The organism is Epilithonimonas zeae, from assembly GCF_900141765.1.
Lineage (GTDB): Bacteria > Bacteroidota > Bacteroidia > Flavobacteriales > Weeksellaceae > Epilithonimonas > Epilithonimonas zeae.
On record NZ_FSRK01000003.1, the window covers coordinates 293,844 to 312,509 of the forward strand.

Consider the following 18,666-nt stretch of genomic DNA (forward strand, 5'->3'; position numbering starts at 1 on the left):
ATTAAGTTATTACTTTACGGTTTTACAAAACGCGTATCCAATGGATCAAAAACATGAGACTTTAAGGCCTTTTTACAAAATTTCCAACAGCAGGTTTTCTATATTATTTTCAATTTTAAGCTTGTACATTCTGTTTTCGAGTGTCATAAGAATAGTATTTCTGATTTGGTCATCCAAAGATCTTGATTTTAATCTGGCAGGTATGTTGCGGGCCTTTTTCACAGGATTCTGCTTCGATTTTGCAGTGGGGGCTCTATTTTTACTGCTGTATTCCGTGTATCTTCTTTTTTTTCCAAAAAGATGGATTGGTTCCCGGTTTGATAAAATTTTCACATACGTTTATCTGGCGATTGTTCTTCTCATTATTTATTTCAGTCTTTTGGCAGAGATTCCTTTCTGGGATGAGTTTGGTGTGAGGTTCAATTTTATTGCGGTTGATTATTTGATTTATACTTACGAGGTTGTTTCCAACATCAATGAGTCTTATCCTTTACCGCTCATTATTTTTATATTGGTTGCTTTGATTGTTCTGACGTTTGTTTTCCTTCACAAAAGAAAAATATTCCAAAAAACATTTTCTGATAAAAGACCGATTTCCAAACGGTTCGCTTTTTTCTCAATGTTAGTTTTTCCGGCTTTAGTACTAAGTCTTATCATGAAAAATAAACAAGCAGACTTTACTAACAATTTAGTTTTAAATGAATTAGGTAAGAACGGAACATTCTCATTCTTTGCGGCGTTCAAATCCAATCAACTGGATTATGAAACTTTTTATCCGAAAATCGATGATAAAGAAGCGTATTCTGTTCTGAAGAAAAATCTTTTGCAGGAAAATCAGACTTACGCTACCAACAAATGGGACGATATTTCCAGAACTACGAAATCCGAAAATGAGCAACGCCCGAATGTTATCTTAATTGCGATAGAAAGTTTTAGTGGAGATTTTCTGAAAGCTTTCGGAAACAAAGATAATCTCACTCCAAATTATGATAAACTGGCTAACGAAAGTATTTTCTTTACCAATCTTTATGCAACCGGGACCAGAACTGTGCGTGGAATGGAAGCTTTAACTTTGTCCGTTCCGCCGACTCCGGGGAACAGTATTGTTCGCAGACCTGATAATCAGAATCTATTTTCTGTGGCGACGATTTTTAAAGAGAAAAATTATCAACCATATTTTATCTACGGTGGTGATGGTTATTTTGATAATATGAATAATTTTTTCGGAGGACAGGGCTTTGATATTGTAGACAGGAATCGTGGAAATCCTTTGTCAGACGAAATCAAAACTCAGCGTTTCAATATTCCGGACAACGAAGTGAGTTTTGAAAATGCGTGGGGAATTTGCGATGAAGACCTTTACAAACAATCTATAAAATATGCTGATAAAAACAGCAAGCTCAACAAGCCTTTTTTCCAGTTTGTGATGACGACTTCCAATCATAAGCCTTACACTTTTCCGTCTGGAAAAATCGACCTTCCGCAAGGCGACAGAAATGCGGCGGTAAAATATACCGATTATGCTTTAGGGAAATTTCTGGCTGATGCAAAAACAAAACCTTGGTTCAAAAACACTGTGTTCGTCATCGTTGCCGACCATTGTGCGAGCAGCGCCGGAAAGTGGGAAATCAATATCGACAAACACCATATTCCTGCGATTATTTACAATCTTCCTCAAAAAGTAGAGAAAATCAATCGTCTGGCTTCTCAGATTGATTTGATGCCTACCTTATTCGGTTATCTCGGCTGGAATTACACAACAAGCTTGTACGGAAAAGATATTAATCAGACAAAAATTGGCGATGAACGCGCATTCATAGGAAATTACAGAACTTTGGGAATGTTGAAAGGTAATATTTTCACTCAGATTGATGACCGGAAAAAGGTCAAGCAATTTGATGTAAAAAAATCGAATCAATGTTTATCTGAAGTAAAATCTAAAAATCAGCAGTTGATTTCTGAGACAATTTCCTATTATCAAACTGCGAGTGAAAGATTTAAAAATGGAAAAATGAAGGCGAAATAGTTTTCTTCTAAATATCTTCTAAATCAGGTTGCACCTTTGTAAAGTAAAATTTATGGTGTAACCTTTTTTATTAGTAAAAATGATTGTTGAAGTTGTTCTATTGTTCTTCGGAACCATTTTCGCATTCTGGCTGAGTGCGATTTGCGGAGGCGGCGCAAGCCTCATTTTAATCCCTATTTTAAATCTTTTATTACCAGCTTCTGTCGTTCCTTTTTCCTTGACAATCGGAACATTTACGAGTTCGGTTTCAAGAATTGCGGTTTTCAAAAAACATATCAACTGGAAGATTTTCTTTTGGTTTGTTCCGTTTTCGATTCCTGCGGTATTGATTGGCGCTTACCTCATCAAATATATCAATCCGAATTATCTTCAATTGATTGTCGCTTTTTTTCTTATTGCCAATGTTCCTCAACTTTTCAAAAAAGTAAAGAATGACGAAACAGATGAAAAAGCGTCTCCGAAATATGTTTTGGCCATCATCGGTTTTCTGGCAGGATTTGTTTCCGGAATTACTGGCGCAATTGGATTATTATTTAATCGATTTTATTTGAAATTCGGATTAAAAAAAGAAGAGATTGTTGCGACTCGTGCGGCGAATGAAGTTTTCCTACATCTCATCAAATTGGTGATTTATATTTCTCTCGGATTGTATTCCAATCTTGCTTTGTGGCTGGGATTGGCGATTGCTGTTGCAACGATTATTTCATCCTATACAGTGAAATATATCCTACCTTACCTGAGTGAAAATCTCTTCAGAAAAATTGGTTACGGAGCAATGGTTGTTGCGGGAATCACTTTATTGATAGGAACTTCCGACAAAATCATCCAACAAGATAAATTGGGCGTTACGATAGCAAAAAGTGAATCGATTATCTCTTGGCGGTCGACAGATTTTGTGATTGAATTTGCGTTTGATGACGGCTTGGAAATCGAAAGACCTATCCATCCAAAAGAATTACCCAATCATCTTAAAACAAAATATGATTCTCTGAAAGATCATTATGATGTGATTCATCTGGAAAAGGTTTTCACTTTCCGAAATGAACCTTCCTACGAATTCTATTGTTACAAAGACAATCAGCTTACCAAATTTGAAAGTTAACTTAGAATTTATTATATATGAAACTAATATTCTCAGGCTTATTAATTATTTTATTAAGTTCTCAAAACCTTTTGGCTCAGGACAGTTTAGCTGTAAAAAAAGATTCTATTGACAGTGTTTCTGTTGCGCATTTGCCTCTTGACAAAGCCTATCAATTCAATTATAAAAAACTGATTATTCCCGCTGCATTTATAACTTACGGCGTGGCTACTTTGAAGTTTGACAAACTAAAACAATTGAATTTTTCGACAAGAAGCGAAATCAACGAACATCAGCCTGACCATATTCGACTGGATAATTACACGCAATTTGCTCCTGCCGCTTTGGTTTATGGCTTGAATGCTTTTGGCGTTGAGGGAAAACATAATTTCCGAGACCGAAGCATCATCTACGGAACATCATTATTATTGGCATCTGCAGTCATAATGCCGACGAAACATTTAGCAAAAGAAGAAAGACCCGACCAATCGAATCGGCTGTCGTTTCCTTCCGGTCATACGGCTTTTGCATTTGCATCCGCACAGTTTATGTATAGAGAATACAAGGATACCAATTTCTGGCTGGGAGTTTCCGGTTATTCTTTGGCGGTTTTCACTGGCGTTTACAGAATGCTGAATGATAAACATTGGTTCAGTGACGTGGTTGCCGGAGCAGGAATTGGGATTTTGTCGACAGAAGCTTCTTATTGGTTGTATCCAAAAATAAACAAGTTATTATCCGGAAAAAATAAAAATTCTTCAGTAATGATGATGCCTTTCTATCAGAATAAAACAGCGGGAATTGGATTGGTGAAAAATTTTTGAAGCTGATTTGGCAAAATACTTGCTTTTAAAAATATAAGTAGGGGGATGCTTCGTTGGTCTTCCTACTTTTTTTTATTAAAAAAAGACATAATTAGATTCAAATTATAAATAAAAAGAGCTATCAAATGATAGCTCTCTCTTTTTTAATTGGAAATTAAATTATTCCTTCAAAACTCGTTCAGTAACTTTATTATTATTCACAGTTCCTGTAACAATATAATTACCTTTTGGCAAATCTGCGATACTCACTTTTGCACCAGCTTTAACATTAGCCTTTTTTACAAGCTGTCCGGACATTGTAAAGAACTGAACATCCTGAACATCAGAACTGAAATAAACTTCGTTATTTTTCACCAATGTATTTCTAATGAATGCTGATTTAGAACCGTTAATATCGCCAACTGCTAAAGTCTGACCACTACCCTGAGGCGTTGGAAGCCCAGCGGTAAAATCTATATTGTTATTATTAGTATCTGTTCCATTTGCATTTCTTGAGATAGATAATACAAGCAATGGTGACGGTGCAGCTCCATTGCCTTCAAATTGATTTGCCAGACCATATCCTACGAAGTCAATAACATTAGACGCTGTAGGCCCCGTGACACGGACATTATTGGTTGCCAAGGCCACTTTTCCTGAAGCTAATCCCAATTGGAGACCAACACCCGCTACAGGACCGGAACCATCTAAATTAAGAACCACATCTACAATCAGATTCACGCCAATAAGACCGTCACCTGCAGTTCCCTCAGAACCTTGCTGAATTAAATAGGTTTGACCGGGTGCCAAAGTAATACTTGGAAGATTATGATATTGTGTAAACTGACCAGAAAAAGCCCCATATTGAATAGTTGCTCCAGTAAGAGAAGCCGTAGAAGATCCAATATTTTTCAATTCAATAAAATCAGTACGAAACAAGGCGTTAAGAAGCCCACCTGCTGTATAAATTTCGTTGATAACAATCTGCGCATTAAAAAATGCCACTGAGGACACAAGTCCAACAAATGTAAAAAACTTTTTCATAATAATTTATTTTAGTGATTTAAATATAATTTACAATTATAATACCAAAATAAAATCGATTATTTACATTATGATTACGAATATCATAATTATTAATAAAAATTAAAGCAGAATAATATTAGCTTTTTAACCATTTTTTAGCGTGAATTTATTTTTTTGTTGGAAGATTGAAATTAACTGTTGAAAAAAGGCAATAAAAAACCCTAAGACATTCTAAGCAAATGAATTAGGGTTTTGGAGGTGCCTAGCGGATTCGAACCGCTGTAGATGGTGTTGCAGACCACTGCCTAGCCGCTCGGCCAAAGCACCATTTTGTTTGGTTTGCAAATTTAGTGTTTTTTTTTAATTTTCAAATTTTATCTATCTTTTTTATTTGATTTTTTTAGATTTTTTAAATTTTGAAGTTTTTTTTAAAACCATCGAGTTACACATAGCCCTGATGGTAACGGTTACCCCACAGCGATGGCGCGGAACGCAGTGGAGCGCCAGAGCGAGGAGTATGAGTGGACAGCAGGTTCACGGCTCCCAAATATTAATGATTTACATATCTTTAATCGATTAATACAACCTTTGGTTAGGTTCTAAATAAGTATCTTTGCAAAAAATTTTTAGAAATAATGGATAAATTCCAACTTAATACGATAGAAGAAGCACTGGAAGACCTTAAAAATGGCAAAATGGTCATTGTAGTAGATGATGAAGACCGTGAAAATGAAGGAGACCTCATCGCTGCTGCTGAACTGACTACACCTGAGATTGTCAATTTTATGGCAACTTATGCAAGAGGTTTGATTTGTATGCCGCTAACTGAAACGAGATGCGACGAATTGGAACTGCACTCTATGGTTTCGAATTCTACCGACCCAAAAGAAACGGCTTTTACTATTTCTGTTGACCTTCTTGGAAAAGGTGCTACGACGGGAATCTCCGCTGGTGACCGCGCCAAAACCATCCAAGCGATTATGGATTCTAACACAAAACCTGGCGACCTGATGCGACCTGGTCACATTTTCCCATTGCGTGCAAGAGAAGGCGGCGTTTTGAAAAGAGCAGGACATACGGAAGCGGCGGTTGATTTGACAAGATTGGCAGGACTGAAAGAAGGCGGCGTTATCTGCGAAATCCTAAATGAGGACGGAAGTATGTCGAGACTGCCACAACTTTTGGAATTTGGGAAGAAGCACGATTTGAAAGTGATTTCTATTGAAGATTTAATTCATTACAGAATCATGAGACAAGGCGATCTTGTGGAAAGAATAGAGGAACGTGATATCAAAACGCATTTTGGAGATTTCAAATTTTATGTTTTTGAGGAAAAACCGACGGAGCAAATCCATTACGCCTTAACAAAAGGAACTTGGTCTGCAGATGAATCTGTTTTGGTGAGAGTACAATCTTCAGGAACTTATTTTGACGTTTTCAGCAGATTGTCGAATGGCGAACATCCTTTGATGCAACAAGTAACCGATCTTATAAACAAAGAAGGAAAAGGCGCTGTGGTTTTTATCAACAATGTTTCTAACAAAGAAAATACGTTGAGCAGAATCAAACATTTCCTGAATTACCAGGACGGAACAAGTGAACAACCTACAATTGCGCCTAATTTCCGTGATTATGGCATCGGAACTCAAATCTTGAAAGACCTTGGAATTAACAAATTTAAAGTGATTACCCAGAATCCTAACATCAAACCGATTCTTTCCGGTTATGATGTGGAAGTGACTGAGATGGTTGCTTTATAGATTATTTTGAGAGAATAGACAGATAGATGATAGACTTTCATCTTATATCAATAAAAAACGCTCCAAAATAGGAGCGTTTTTTTATGTCTTGATTCTTTATCTTGAATCTACAAGTCTAATTCAGCCAAGCATTATTCTTAGGATTGATATCTGGAACAATGGATTGCGGATCCAATTTTACATTCGTAACTTCTTTTGTAGAATCGATTTGGAAAGTCCATTCCGTATTACGTTTCCAAACTTCAACAGGCAACTTCACAGTCTGCGTAGTTCCATCTTTAAAGGTTACAAGAACTATTGTCGGCATTGGTAATTGTCCAATATTTTCAACTGTAATTTGCGCGCCATTTTTGAAATCACCATTCACAGGTTTTACTGCTTTTACAGCTTGATCCACTTTCCATTTGTTCATAAACCAGCCTCTCCAAAACCAGTTCAGTTCTTCGCCGGAAACATTTTCCATTGTATGGAAGAAGTCCCAAGGTGTCGGATGTTTGAACGCCCATCTATGAACATAAGTTTTGAATGCTTTATCAAATTTTTCAGGACCTAAAATGGTTTCTCTCAAAATCCCTAACCCAACTCCAGGTTTGAAATAAGCCAAAACACCAATGCTTCTTTCTTTCATATTATCCGGACCAACCATAATCTGTTCAAAATTATCACTCTGAACAAATGGTCCAATCTTGCTGATATCTTGTTTGTGATAATATTCGCCTTTATTGAAAGCTTCCGTTGATAATTCATTAATAAAAGTATTGAAACCTTCATCCATCCAGGCAAAAACTCTTTCATTGGAACCAACAATCATAGGAAACCAAGTGTGACCAAATTCGTGATCCGTTACACCCCAAAGATCAGCACCTTTTGAATTTCTGTGGCAAAAAACGATTCCAGGATATTCCATTCCGCCTTCGTTTCCGGCAACATTAGTCGCTGCTGGATAAGGATACTCGAACCATTTTCCGGAGTAATGCTCTATAGCAGCTTTTGTATATTCTGTTGATCTTCCCCAAGCTTTGTCGCCTGCACTTTCTACAGGATAAGCCGAGATTGCTAGAGATTTTTTTCCGCTTGGAAGGTTGATTCTCGCGGCATCTATAATGAATGCAGAAGACGAAGCCCAGGCAAAATCTCTTGCTTTTTCTATTTTGAATTTCCAGGTTTTTGTTCCTGATTGATTTCCTTTACCTAATTCAGATTCTGGATGAATCATCACAGTTTTGTCACTTTTTCTAGCTTCATTCCAACGGTTGATTTCTTCTTTCGAGTAAACCTCTCTTTCATTCAATAATTCTCCCGAAGCTACAACGTAATGATTAGTCGGAACAGTAATATTTGCTGATAAAGTTCCGTATTCCAAATAAAATTCCGAAGCTCCTAAATATGGCAACGTGTTCCAACCCATTACATCATCATATACACACATTCTCGGATACCATTGCGCCAATGTGAAGATTTTTCCATTTTTGGTATCTTCAACTCCCATCCTGTCCGAACCGTATTTTGGAGAGAGAAAAGAATATTCTATTTTCAATTTTGCAACGCCGCCGTTCGCTTTCAAATCACTTGGAAGGTCAATCTGCATTCTGGTGTCTGTAACTGTATATTTTACATCTTTCCCGTCATATTTTACTGATTTGATTTTGTAGCCGCCATCAAAAGTCTCGCCGTGCGCACCGTTTCTACTTCCTGACAACGGAACTACAGCATTACCTCTGGAATCTTTAGCAAAGAGATTTTGGTCGAGTTGTAACCAAAGAAAACCCAGTTGGTCCGGACTGTTGTTGGTATAAGTAATTTCGGCCGACCCTGTTAATTCATTGTTAGATTCATTAAGACTGACATTCAGTTGATAATCGGCGGAGTTCTGCCAATATTTGTGTCCCGGCTGTCCGCTTGCCGAACGTGTTTCAGTTCCGGTCTGAGGATAGAAAAATGGTTTGAAGGCTTCTGTATAATCATACTTTGGAGATTCCTGAGCGTAAGAATTGCCGACAAAAGCAAATATCGCTACAGCAGAAATCAAATTAGGGAGTTTGAATTTCATTACGTAAAAAGATTTATAACATTTAAAAATAGGTAAAAAAAATCTCAAATTTGTTACAAACTTGAGATTAAATAAGGTTTATTTTTAAATCAATTCGATTTTTTTGCTTTTATCATTGCTTCCAGCATATCCCACATTTCCTGAGGAATATCCTCCAGCATATTGAACTCGCCAGCACCTTGCAGCCATTCGCCACCGTCAATAGTCACCACTTCACCATTCATATAAGCTGAATAATCGGAAACCAGATAAGCCGCAAGATTGGCTAATTCCTGATGTTCGCCAACCCTTCTCAACGGTACTTTCTTCTTCATATCGAACTTCTCCTGCAAATCTCCCGGAAGTAATCTGTCCCAAGCTCCTTTCGTAGGAAATGGTCCCGGTGCAATCGCATTGAAACGGATGCCATATTTTGCCCATTCAACCGCCAGACTTCTTGTCATTGCCAGAACGCCTGCTTTTGCGCAAGCCGATGGAACCACGTAAGCCGAACCAGTCCAGGCATAGGTTGTCACGATATTAAGAACTGTTCCCGGAACTTTATTATCTATCCAATATTTTCCAATGGACAATGTACAGTTTTTAGTTCCCTTCAAAACGATGTCTAAAATAGAATCAAAAGCAGAATGTGTCAATCTTTCTGTAGGTGAAATGAAATTTCCGGCAGCGTTATTTAAAAGAATGTCAATTCTCCCGAATTCTTTCAAAGTGGCTTCTTTCATCGACTCTACTTCTTCCCAATTTCGCACGTCGCAAGCCACGCAAAGCACTTTACCTCCTGTTTGTTCTCCTAGTTCTTTCGCGGTTCCCTGCAACTTTTCTAAATTTCGTGAAGTGATAACGACTTTTGCGCCTAATTCCAAAAAATATTTGGTCATAGCTTTACCAAGCCCGCTTCCGCCTCCCGTAACAATGGCCACTTTATCTTTGAGTGCGTCTTCGCGCAACATTGGTTGTGTATATAGATTCATATGTAGATGTTTATTGTTTTTAAAAGTCATATGCAATCGCTGTATCTTCATTGGACGTTTTGCTTCCCATCATGGCGATTTCATAATTAAAATTTAAAGGTTTGTGCCTGTGGTAAATTTAGATTTTTATTTTGTTTTGAGAATTAACAAAAGTTATGCGCAAAATATGAACGTCATACGATTGCGCCCCGGCTTGAACGGAGCTCTTTTTGCGGAACAGAGTGGAGCAAAAAAGCGGGAGTGGAAGACGGAAAAGGCGTCCAAAAATCTATCATCGTAGTTTTGGCTACAACAATCTTTGATTTGGTCACACCGTTCCGTTCATCATTTTTCAACTTTGTCTTGTAAATAATTAACCCTTTAAAAACAATCACAATGAGTACAAAAAAAGTATGGTTCGTAACCGGAGCCTCAAAAGGATTAGGTCTCACATTAGTTAAAAAATTATTATCCGACGGCTATTCTGTGGCAGCAACATCCAGAAATGTTTCGGAACTACAGAAAGTCATCAGCGCAGAAAATTCTGATTTTCTTCCATTGGAAGTAGATTTGGTTAATGAAGAGTCAGTTTCACTAGCGATTTCAAAAACGATTGAAAAATTCAGGAGAATCGATGTTGTGGTAAACAACGCTGGTTATGGCCAATTGGGAACTTTGGAAGAATTAACTGACCAGGAAAGCCGTCAGAATTTTGACACCAATGTATTTGGTTCTTTGAATATCATCAGAGCATCGATGCCGCATTTCAGAAATCAAAAAAGCGGAAACATCATCAACATTGCTTCGATTGGCGGATTATCCGGAGATTTTCCAGGTTGGGGAATCTACTGCGCTACGAAATTTGCAGTCGTTGGTTTTACGGAAGCTTTGGCCGCGGAGGTCAAAGAATTCAGCGTGAATGCAACGGTTGTTTATCCCGGCTACTTCAGAACCGATTTCCTGACCGGCGGTTCGCTTCGCACACCAGAAAATGAAATCGAGGCTTATACCACAGCAAGAAAACTTCAAGTAGCGCACGAGCAGGACATCAACGGCAATCAGCCTGGCGATCCTGAGAAAGCGGCTGTGGCGATGCTGGAACTGGTTGCAATGGAAAATCCACCCGTTCATTTGGTTTTAGGTTCGGATGCTTTTCAAATGGCGAACAACAAATTAAGTTCTCTTCAGAATGAAATTTCCGACTTCAAAACATTAAGTATTTCAACAGATTACTAACTTTGTAAGGCAACAGTTTTCGGATTGTTGCCTTTAATCTTATTAGATTATGAATAACAGAAAATTATATACGATTGACTCCGTTGCTGAATTTCATAGGATTTGCGGATTGTCTAAACCTCAACACCCAATGATTAGTTTGGTGGATTACAGCCAGGTGGAATATCAAATAGAGGAATCGGAAATCAGTTGGATTCAGGAATTGTATTTTATGGGTTTCAAGCGTGATATTCAGGGGAAATTGCATTACGGGCAGAGCCAGTATGATTTTGACGGTGGTTTGATGTGCTTCATTGCGCCGAGGCAATTGGTGAAAATGATTATCGACAAGTACGACACAAAACCGTCGGGCTACCTTTTGGCTTTCCATCCCGATTTTATCTGGAATACGCCTTTGGCAAAGACCATTCATAACTACAAATTTTTCGGTTATGATGTGAATGAAGCTTTGTTTCTTTCTGAAAAGGAGGAAGAAACATTGATTGGACTTTTCAAAGGCATCGAGCGAGAATATCAGTCAGGAATTGATGAATTTACTCAGAGTATCATTATTTCACAAATCGAAGTGATTCTGAATTATTGCGAACGTTTTTATCAAAGACAATTCATCACCAGAAAAAAGACCAATCATCATATTTTGGAGAAATTAGAAATCATCTTAGAAGATTATTTTAATGAAGATGTTATTGATAAAGGTTTGCCAACTGTGAATTACATTGCCGAACAACTGAATATTTCAACCAATTATCTCGGAAGTTTATTAAAACAATTAACCGGACAAACCACGCAACAGCACATCCACGAAAAACTGATTGAGAAAGCCAAAGAAAAATTGTCGACAACGGAGCTTTCCGTGAGTGAAATTGCGTATGAATTGGGGTTTGAACATTCACAGTCTTTCAGCAAATTGTTTAAAGCTAAGACCGATATTTCGCCGTTGGAGTTTCGGCAGTCGTTTAATTAGATTTTTATTCTCTCGTAGATTGGTGGATTTACCAGATAAATGAGTTTAAAATCTGCATTGCGTGAGATTAAATTTTGGTTAAAGCCAATCTTATTTTAAAATTATGAAACGAGCTAAAACCTACTCCTATTGATATTTACTTTTCAAAAACATCTTCTCTGATGTTTTTTTTATGTGTTCTTCCCCACTCCGAAAGTGCCATAATCACTGGTTTTAAAGTTCTGCTGTAATCTGTGGAAAGGTATTCTACCACAACCGGCGTCTGTTCGGCGTGCACTACCCTTTTGACGAAACCGTTCAGTTCCAGATCCTTCAGTTCATTTGACAAAACTCTTGCGGAAATCCCGGCAACGATTCTTTGCAGTTCGTTAAACCGAATGTTTCCGTGTTCCTGCAATGCAATGATGATTTTCAGTTTCCACTTTCCACCGATGACGTAAATCGCATCTTCTACAGAAGACAGGCTTTCCGTACATCTGGCTTTGGTTACAGGCTCTTCCAGTTCGATATTATTTTCCATAATGATTGTTAACTTACCCAAAGGTTACTACTAACCTTTTGTTCACTACTTACTTTTGATAAGCAAATGTACATAATTTTGCTGTAGAAATTTTAATCATTAAAAATGAGTTAGCTGAAAAGCAATTCTAAAAAAATTAAAAAATAATCATTTACATATGAAAAATGTACTTCACATCATCACAAGTCCTAGAAAAGATTTGTCTGCAAGCAGAAAATTAGGAAATGTAGTTATCGAAAAAATTCAGGAAAAATATTCTGATGCTGTCTTAAAAGAACGTGATCTTACGACAAACCCGACTCCACTTTTGGATGAGTCTCACATCAACACTTTTTTTACGCCGGCTGAAAACCATTCTACAGAGCAACAATCCATCAACAAATATTCTGAAGATTTGATTTCTGAATTAAAAGAAGCCGATATTATTGTTATCGATTCTCCAATGTACAATTTTTCCGTTCCTGCAACGCTGAGAGCTTATCTTGATTTCACTTCGAGAGCCGGATATACTTTTAAATATGACGAAAATGGACCAAAAGGCCTGTTGAATGACAAAAAACTATATATCGCTTTTGCCTCAGGAAATATTTATTCTGAAGGGCCTTTCCAAGTGTTTGATTCGAATGTTCCGTATATTAAAAATGTTTTTGGATTCTATGGAGTTTCGGATGTAAGTGTTTTCCGTGCTGAAGGTCTGGCAATTCCGGGAATTATGGAAAATGCTTTAGAAAAAGGAATTGACAGTATTGTGATTGATTAATTTCAAGTGATTGTTAGATAAATACTCTCTCGCAAATTGAGAAAATTTTACAGATTATTGTTTTTAAAATCTGCTTCATCTGCTCAATCTGCGAGAGATTTAAATTTTGGCTAAAGCTAATTTTGATTCTTAAAAATAAAAAACGGGCTAAAGCCCGTTCCTATTGATATAATTATTTCGCTATAATTTATTCCTGAACTTCAAAAAGCAATCGCTCCCCGAATTTTTCTTCATTAATTTTTCCGTTTTCGTAAACCAGATTTCCATTGACGAAAGTATGAGTAACTTTTGAATTGAAATTCATTCCTTCGAGTGGACTCCAGCCACATTTGTAAAGAATGTTTTCCTTATCAACTGTCCAGTTTTGATTTAAATCAACCAAAACCAAATCTGCTTTATAACCTTCTCTGATGAAACCTCTCTTCTCAATTCTGAACAAAATTGCAGGATTATGAGCCATTTTTTCAACAATTCTTTCCAGAGAAATTTTTCCATTTTTAAAATTCTCCAGCATTACCACCAAAGAATGCTGAACTAAAGGCGCTCCGGAAGGACATTTCGTATAAACATTTTGCTTTTCTTCCCAAGTATGTGGCGCGTGGTCTGTTGCAATCACATCAATTCTATCATCCAAAAGAGCTTCCCAAAGTCCGTCTTTATCTTTTAAAGTTTTTACCGCCGGATTCCATTTGATGAGGTTTCCTTTTGTTTCGTAATCTTCATTCGTGAAAGTCAAATGATGAACGCAAACTTCCGCAGTTATTTTCTTTTCTTTTAATGGAATATCATTTCGGAAAAGGTCAGTCTCAATATCCGTTGACAAATGGAAAACGTGAAGTCTAGCTCCTGTTTTCTTTGCCAATTCAATCGCCTTTGATGAAGATTTATAACAAGCTTCTTCACTTCTTATCAAATGATGGAATTTCACGGGAATATCTTCGCCATATTCATCCAGATATTTTTGGGTATTGGCTCTGATTGTTGCTTCGTCTTCACAGTGAACGGCAATCAGCATTTTGGTATTGCTGAAAATATTTTCCAGCGTTTCGGGATTATCAACCAGCATATTTCCCGTTGATGAACCTAAAAACAATTTGATTCCAGGAACATTTCTTGGATTTGTTTTTAAAACTTCCTCAAGATTATCATTCGTTCCGCCCATCATAAATCCGTAATTGGCAAAAGATTTTTGCGACGCAATTTTGTATTTATCAGCCAACAATTCCTGAGTTACCGCATTTGGAACCGTGTTAGGTTGCTCAATGAAACTTGTTGTTCCACCTGCGATTGCAGAACGGGATTCAGATTCTATATCACCTTTGTGTGTCAAGCCCGGCTCACGGAAATGAACCTGGTCATCAATTACTCCAGGCAAAAGATATTTTCCGGAAGCGTCAATAATCTGGTCAGCTTCTTCATTAATATTGGAATATATTTTAGAAATCAAATCGTTTTCGATAAGAATATCACTTTGGATAATTTTTCCTTCGTTTACGATTTGAGCATTTTTTATTAGGATTTTCATTTTACTTTTTTAGACAGAAACAAAATTAAGTTTTTGAAAATGATTACTCCAAATATTTGAAGTATTAAATCAGCGCAAAAATTATTTGACTAAATTGCTTCAAAATTCCAAAGAATGTCTCCGAGAAAATACATTTTAATTCTACCCGTTTTATTCACTTCATTATTCAGTTCCCAAAAATTAGAAAACCTCTCGAAATTCGTAAATCCAATCATCGGAACCGAAAAAATGGGACACACTTTTCCAGGCGCAACCGTTCCATTTGGCGCTGTTCAGCTGAGTCCAGAAACCGATTCGCTTTCTTATGAAGTTAACGGAAAATATAATCCTGACGTTTATAAATATTGCGCTGGTTATCGCTATGAAGACAAAACGATTGTCGGATTTTCGCACACGCATTTCAGCGGAACCGGACATTCGGATTTGGGCGATTTTTTGATAATGCCGACAGTTGGAAAGTTAAAATTAAATCCCGGAACTGTTCAAAATCCGGGAAGTGGATTTCGTTCCAGATTTTCTCATCAAAACGAAAAAGCGGAAGCCGGCTATTACAAAGTGAAGCTTGACGATTATAATATTCTGGCTGAAATGACGGCTACTACAAGAGTTGGCGTTCATCAATACACCTTTCCGAAATCCGATGACGCACATATTATTTTGGATTTGATGGCAGGCATTTACAATTACGATGACAAAAATGTCTGGACTTATATAAGAATTGAAAACGACCACAGAATCACAGGTTACAGACAAACAAATGGCTGGGCAAGAACGAGAACGGTTTATTTCGCAATGGAATTTTCGAAACCATTCAAATCTTATGGTCAGAAAAATTTTGATTCGAAACAAGCTTACCGAGGTTTCTGGAGAAAGTGGAATCAGGACGATAATTTCCCCGAGATTGCAGGAAAGAAAATCAGAATGCATTTTGGTTTCGATACTCAGGAAAATGAGAAAATTCAAATCAAATTTGCGATTTCGCCAGTTAGCCAAGCCAATGCTTTGGGAAATTTAACCAAAGAAACGCCGGATTGGAACTTCGAAAAAATAAAATCTCAAGCTCAAAACGATTGGAATAAAGAACTTAATAAAATCGTTGTCAACACACTTTCCGAAGATGACAAAGTGAATTTTTACACGGCGATGTACCACACATTCATCAATCCAACCACTTATATGGATGCGAATGGCGAATACAAAGGTCTTGACCAAAATGTACATCAAGCCAAAGGTTTTACGAATTACACCACGTTTTCACTTTGGGACACTTACCGCGCTTTGCATCCGTTTTTCAATATCATTCAGCCAAAACGGAACAATGATATGACCCAGTCGATGATGGCGCATTACGACCAATTCAGTTTGAAAATGTTGCCTGTTTGGTCACATTATGCGAATGAGAACTGGTGTATGAGCGGTTATCATTCGGTTTCACTGATTGCTGATGCGATTATCAAAGGAACTTACACCGGAAATCCGGAGGAAGCTTTGAAGGCTTGTATTGCGACTTCCAAAAAAAGAAATTACGAAGGCATCGGCGAATACATCGATAAAGGTTACATCTCTGCGGAGAAAAACGGGACATCGGTTTCCAACACTTTGGAATATGCTTATGACGATTGGGCCATTGCTCAAATCGCTAAGAAATTAGGCAAAACTGATATTTATAATGAATATCTGAAACGTTCCGAAAACTGGAAAAACGTTTTCGATAAATCGATTGGTTTTATGAGACCGAGATTATCTGACGGAAGTTTCAAAAAAGAATTTGATTTGATGAGTACGCACGGACAAGGCTTTATCGAAGGAAATTCCTGGAATTACAGTTTCTTCGTTCCGCACAATCCTGAGGAATTAATGAAAGTTATGGGTGGGAAAAAGAAATTCGGGGAAAATCTTGATGAATTATTTTCAATGCATTTGCCTGACGCGTTTTTTGCTGATACGGAAGATATTACTCGAGAAGGCATTATCGGCGGATATGTTCACGGAAACGAACCTGCGCATCACGTCGCTTATCTTTATAATGTTGCAGGACAACCTTGGAAAACGCAGGCTCAAATCCGAAAAATCCTGACAATGCAATACAAAGCAAAACCAGATGGATTGGGCGGAAATGACGATTGCGGGCAGATGAGCGCGTGGTATATTTTCAGCAGTTTGGGATTCTATCCTGTTTCGCCGGGTTCGGATGAATATTGGATTGGAAGTCCGAATATCGTCAATGCAAAACTGAATTTGGAGAACGGAAAAACTTTTGAAATCGAAGCCAAAAATCAATCAGAGAAAAATATTTACATCGAAAGAATCGAGCTGAACGGAAAACCATTTGAAGGCTACAAATTGAAGCACGACGATATTATGAAAGGTGGAAAATTGGTTTTCTTTATGAATTATAAGCTGAAGAAATAAATCGGATTCTTGTAATAATAGATTATTTTTGCAAAAATTTTTGAATTGAAGAAGCTTCTCGGACAAACTGCGCTTTATGGATTAACAACTGTGATTATCAGACTGTTTCCATTTGTAATTAATCCAATTATTACAAGAACTTTCGGTCCTACAGCCTATTCACCTTTTGCTGATTTTTATTCCGTAGCTGGCGTTATCGCTGTACTTTTGACGCACGGAATGGAAACCACATTTTTTCGCTTTGCCCTTGATGAGAAAGATGACAGAAAATTGATTTCGACTTCATTTTTCAGTGTTTTAACAGTAACATTAATCTATTTAATTTTCACATTACTTTACAGGCAACCATTGGCGAATGCTTTTAAAACGCCTGACCAAGTAGATTTGCTGGCAATTCTTACTGTGACTTTAGCCTTGGATGCTTTTTGCGCAATGCCTTTTGTAATGCTAAGGAAAAACGAACGACCATTAAAATATGCCGGAATCCGAATCACAAACGGAATTATAAATTTTCTTTTAGTTGTATTTTTCATCATCATTCTTCCAAAATATCCGGACGGAATTTTTGGGTTGAAATACAGTCCGGAGTTTGGAATCGGTTACGTTTTTGTCGCGAATCTGGTTGCAAGTGCTGTCACTTTTTTGATGCTGTCACAAGAATTACTAATCGCAAGGATAAAGCATTTCTCTTGGGAACTTTGGAAAAAAATGATCAAATATTCCTGGCCCATTACGATTGCCGGTTTAGCTGGAATCATCAACGAAACATTTGACAGACAGTTTCTTAAATTTCTTTTACCAGAAGAAATCGGAAGACACGAATTAGGCGTTTACGGTGGTGTTGCGAAGGTTGTGACTTTTGTTATTCTTTTTAGACAAGCTTATTCTTTAGGAATTGAACCTTTTTTCTTTAGTAATTCAAAAAACAAAAATGCCAATCAAACTTATGTCAGATTAATGGATATTTTCATTGCAATCAACTGTCTGATTGTTTTGTTCCTATCTGTCAATCTCGACTGGATCGCAAAAGTTTACATCAACAATCCGGAATATTACGAAGGTATTTCAATTCTTCCTATTCTGTTTTTTGCCAGCTTATTTTTAGGTATTTATCTTAACCTTTCGATTTGGTATAAATTGACTGACAAAACGATTATCGGTGCATACATCTCTGCAATTGGCGTTTTAATAACCATAGCTATTAATTTTTATTTCATTCCAAAATATGGTTACTGGGCTTCGACTTGGGCAACCATTGCGAGTTACTTTGCTATGATGGTTATCTCGTACATTTGGGGACATTACAAATACCCGATTCCTTACAATATTTATAAAAATATAACTGTGATTCTGATCACAATGGTAGTGTCTCTGGCATATTACCAATATTTAAAAGAAAACATTTGGTTAGGAAATGTTATATTTCTAATTTTGGCAACCTTCTTGCTAAGAAAGGAAAAATTAATTCCTGCTAAAATCCTTAACAAGTTAGGAATAAAGTAACAACTCAAGATCACTATTAAAAAACTAATAGTCAACTATTTAAAAATAAT

14 protein-coding genes and 1 tRNA gene are annotated in these 18,666 nt (G+C 37.1%); 9 read left to right on the forward strand and 6 right to left on the reverse strand.

Features of this window, described 5'->3' with window-relative positions; genetic code table 11:
• Window positions 1–40 precede the first annotated feature (40 nt).
• From BUR19_RS17600 to BUR19_RS17610, 3 genes are all read left to right on the forward strand, one after another.
• The gene (locus tag BUR19_RS17600; protein ID WP_074236823.1) at window positions 41–2,026 is read left to right on the forward strand and encodes an LTA synthase family protein; all 1,986 of its coding nucleotides are present in this window, start codon (window positions 41–43) and stop codon (window positions 2,024–2,026) included.
• Between the two features lie 79 nt (window positions 2,027–2,105).
• A complete protein-coding gene (locus BUR19_RS17605; protein WP_074236824.1) occupies window positions 2,106–3,128 on the forward strand; it encodes a sulfite exporter TauE/SafE family protein in 1,023 nt (340 codons plus the stop codon).
• Window positions 3,129–3,145: 17 nt separating this feature from the next.
• Window positions 3,146–3,931, forward strand: coding sequence for a phosphatase PAP2 family protein (locus BUR19_RS17610; protein WP_074236825.1), 786 nt, complete (start codon window positions 3,146–3,148; stop codon window positions 3,929–3,931).
• 159 nt (window positions 3,932–4,090) lie between these two features.
• Here BUR19_RS17610 and BUR19_RS17615 read toward each other — a convergent pair whose 3' ends face one another.
• Both BUR19_RS17615 and BUR19_RS17620 read right to left on the reverse strand, forming a co-directional pair.
• Window positions 4,091–4,954, reverse strand: coding sequence for a lamin tail domain-containing protein (locus BUR19_RS17615; protein ID WP_074236826.1), 864 nt, complete (start codon window positions 4,952–4,954; stop codon window positions 4,091–4,093).
• A gap of 235 nt (window positions 4,955–5,189) precedes the next feature.
• Window positions 5,190–5,263: transfer RNA gene (locus tag BUR19_RS17620), tRNA-Cys, on the reverse strand.
• A gap of 308 nt (window positions 5,264–5,571) precedes the next feature.
• Between BUR19_RS17620 and ribB the strand changes: the two genes are divergently transcribed.
• On the forward strand, window positions 5,572–6,696 hold the full coding sequence (ribB, locus tag BUR19_RS17625; RefSeq protein ID WP_074236827.1) for a 3,4-dihydroxy-2-butanone-4-phosphate synthase: 1,125 nt from the start codon (window positions 5,572–5,574) through the stop codon (window positions 6,694–6,696).
• Window positions 6,697–6,811: 115 nt separating this feature from the next.
• On the opposite strand, the gene BUR19_RS17630 is transcribed toward ribB, so the two are convergent.
• Entirely contained in the window at window positions 6,812–8,746 is a 1,935-nt protein-coding gene (locus tag BUR19_RS17630) for a M1 family metallopeptidase (protein WP_074236828.1), read from the reverse strand.
• 89 nt (window positions 8,747–8,835) lie between these two features.
• Window positions 8,836–9,717 carry an SDR family oxidoreductase gene (locus BUR19_RS17635; RefSeq protein WP_074236829.1) on the reverse strand — a complete coding sequence of 294 codons (882 nt, stop codon included), beginning with the start codon at window positions 9,715–9,717 and terminating at the stop codon, window positions 8,836–8,838.
• A 375-nt stretch (window positions 9,718–10,092) separates the two neighbouring features.
• Between BUR19_RS17635 and BUR19_RS17645 the strand changes: the two genes are divergently transcribed.
• Both BUR19_RS17645 and BUR19_RS17650 read left to right on the forward strand, forming a co-directional pair.
• The gene (locus BUR19_RS17645) at window positions 10,093–10,932 is read left to right on the forward strand and encodes an SDR family oxidoreductase (protein ID WP_074236831.1); all 840 of its coding nucleotides are present in this window, start codon (window positions 10,093–10,095) and stop codon (window positions 10,930–10,932) included.
• A 49-nt stretch (window positions 10,933–10,981) separates the two neighbouring features.
• On the forward strand, window positions 10,982–11,896 hold the full coding sequence (locus BUR19_RS17650) for a helix-turn-helix domain-containing protein (protein WP_074236832.1): 915 nt from the start codon (window positions 10,982–10,984) through the stop codon (window positions 11,894–11,896).
• Window positions 11,897–12,032: 136 nt separating this feature from the next.
• Here the strand turns inward: BUR19_RS17650 and BUR19_RS17655 are convergent, their stop codons facing one another.
• The gene (locus BUR19_RS17655; RefSeq protein ID WP_074236833.1) at window positions 12,033–12,416 is read right to left on the reverse strand and encodes a winged helix-turn-helix transcriptional regulator; all 384 of its coding nucleotides are present in this window, start codon (window positions 12,414–12,416) and stop codon (window positions 12,033–12,035) included.
• Window positions 12,417–12,573: 157 nt separating this feature from the next.
• Between BUR19_RS17655 and BUR19_RS17660 the strand changes: the two genes are divergently transcribed.
• Window positions 12,574–13,176 (forward strand): FMN-dependent NADH-azoreductase, encoded by a 603-nt coding sequence (locus tag BUR19_RS17660; RefSeq protein ID WP_074236834.1) that lies wholly within the window; start codon window positions 12,574–12,576, stop codon window positions 13,174–13,176.
• A 187-nt stretch (window positions 13,177–13,363) separates the two neighbouring features.
• Here BUR19_RS17660 and BUR19_RS17665 read toward each other — a convergent pair whose 3' ends face one another.
• The gene (locus tag BUR19_RS17665; RefSeq protein ID WP_074236835.1) at window positions 13,364–14,701 is read right to left on the reverse strand and encodes a dihydroorotase; all 1,338 of its coding nucleotides are present in this window, start codon (window positions 14,699–14,701) and stop codon (window positions 13,364–13,366) included.
• Between the two features lie 114 nt (window positions 14,702–14,815).
• Here BUR19_RS17665 and BUR19_RS17670 point away from each other — a divergent pair, with 114 nt between their 5' ends.
• The gene (locus BUR19_RS17670) at window positions 14,816–17,113 is read left to right on the forward strand and encodes a GH92 family glycosyl hydrolase (protein WP_074236836.1); all 2,298 of its coding nucleotides are present in this window, start codon (window positions 14,816–14,818) and stop codon (window positions 17,111–17,113) included.
• Between the two features lie 45 nt (window positions 17,114–17,158).
• Window positions 17,159–18,616, forward strand: coding sequence for a lipopolysaccharide biosynthesis protein (locus BUR19_RS17675; protein ID WP_074236837.1), 1,458 nt, complete (start codon window positions 17,159–17,161; stop codon window positions 18,614–18,616).
• Window positions 18,617–18,666: the final 50 nt, after the last annotated feature.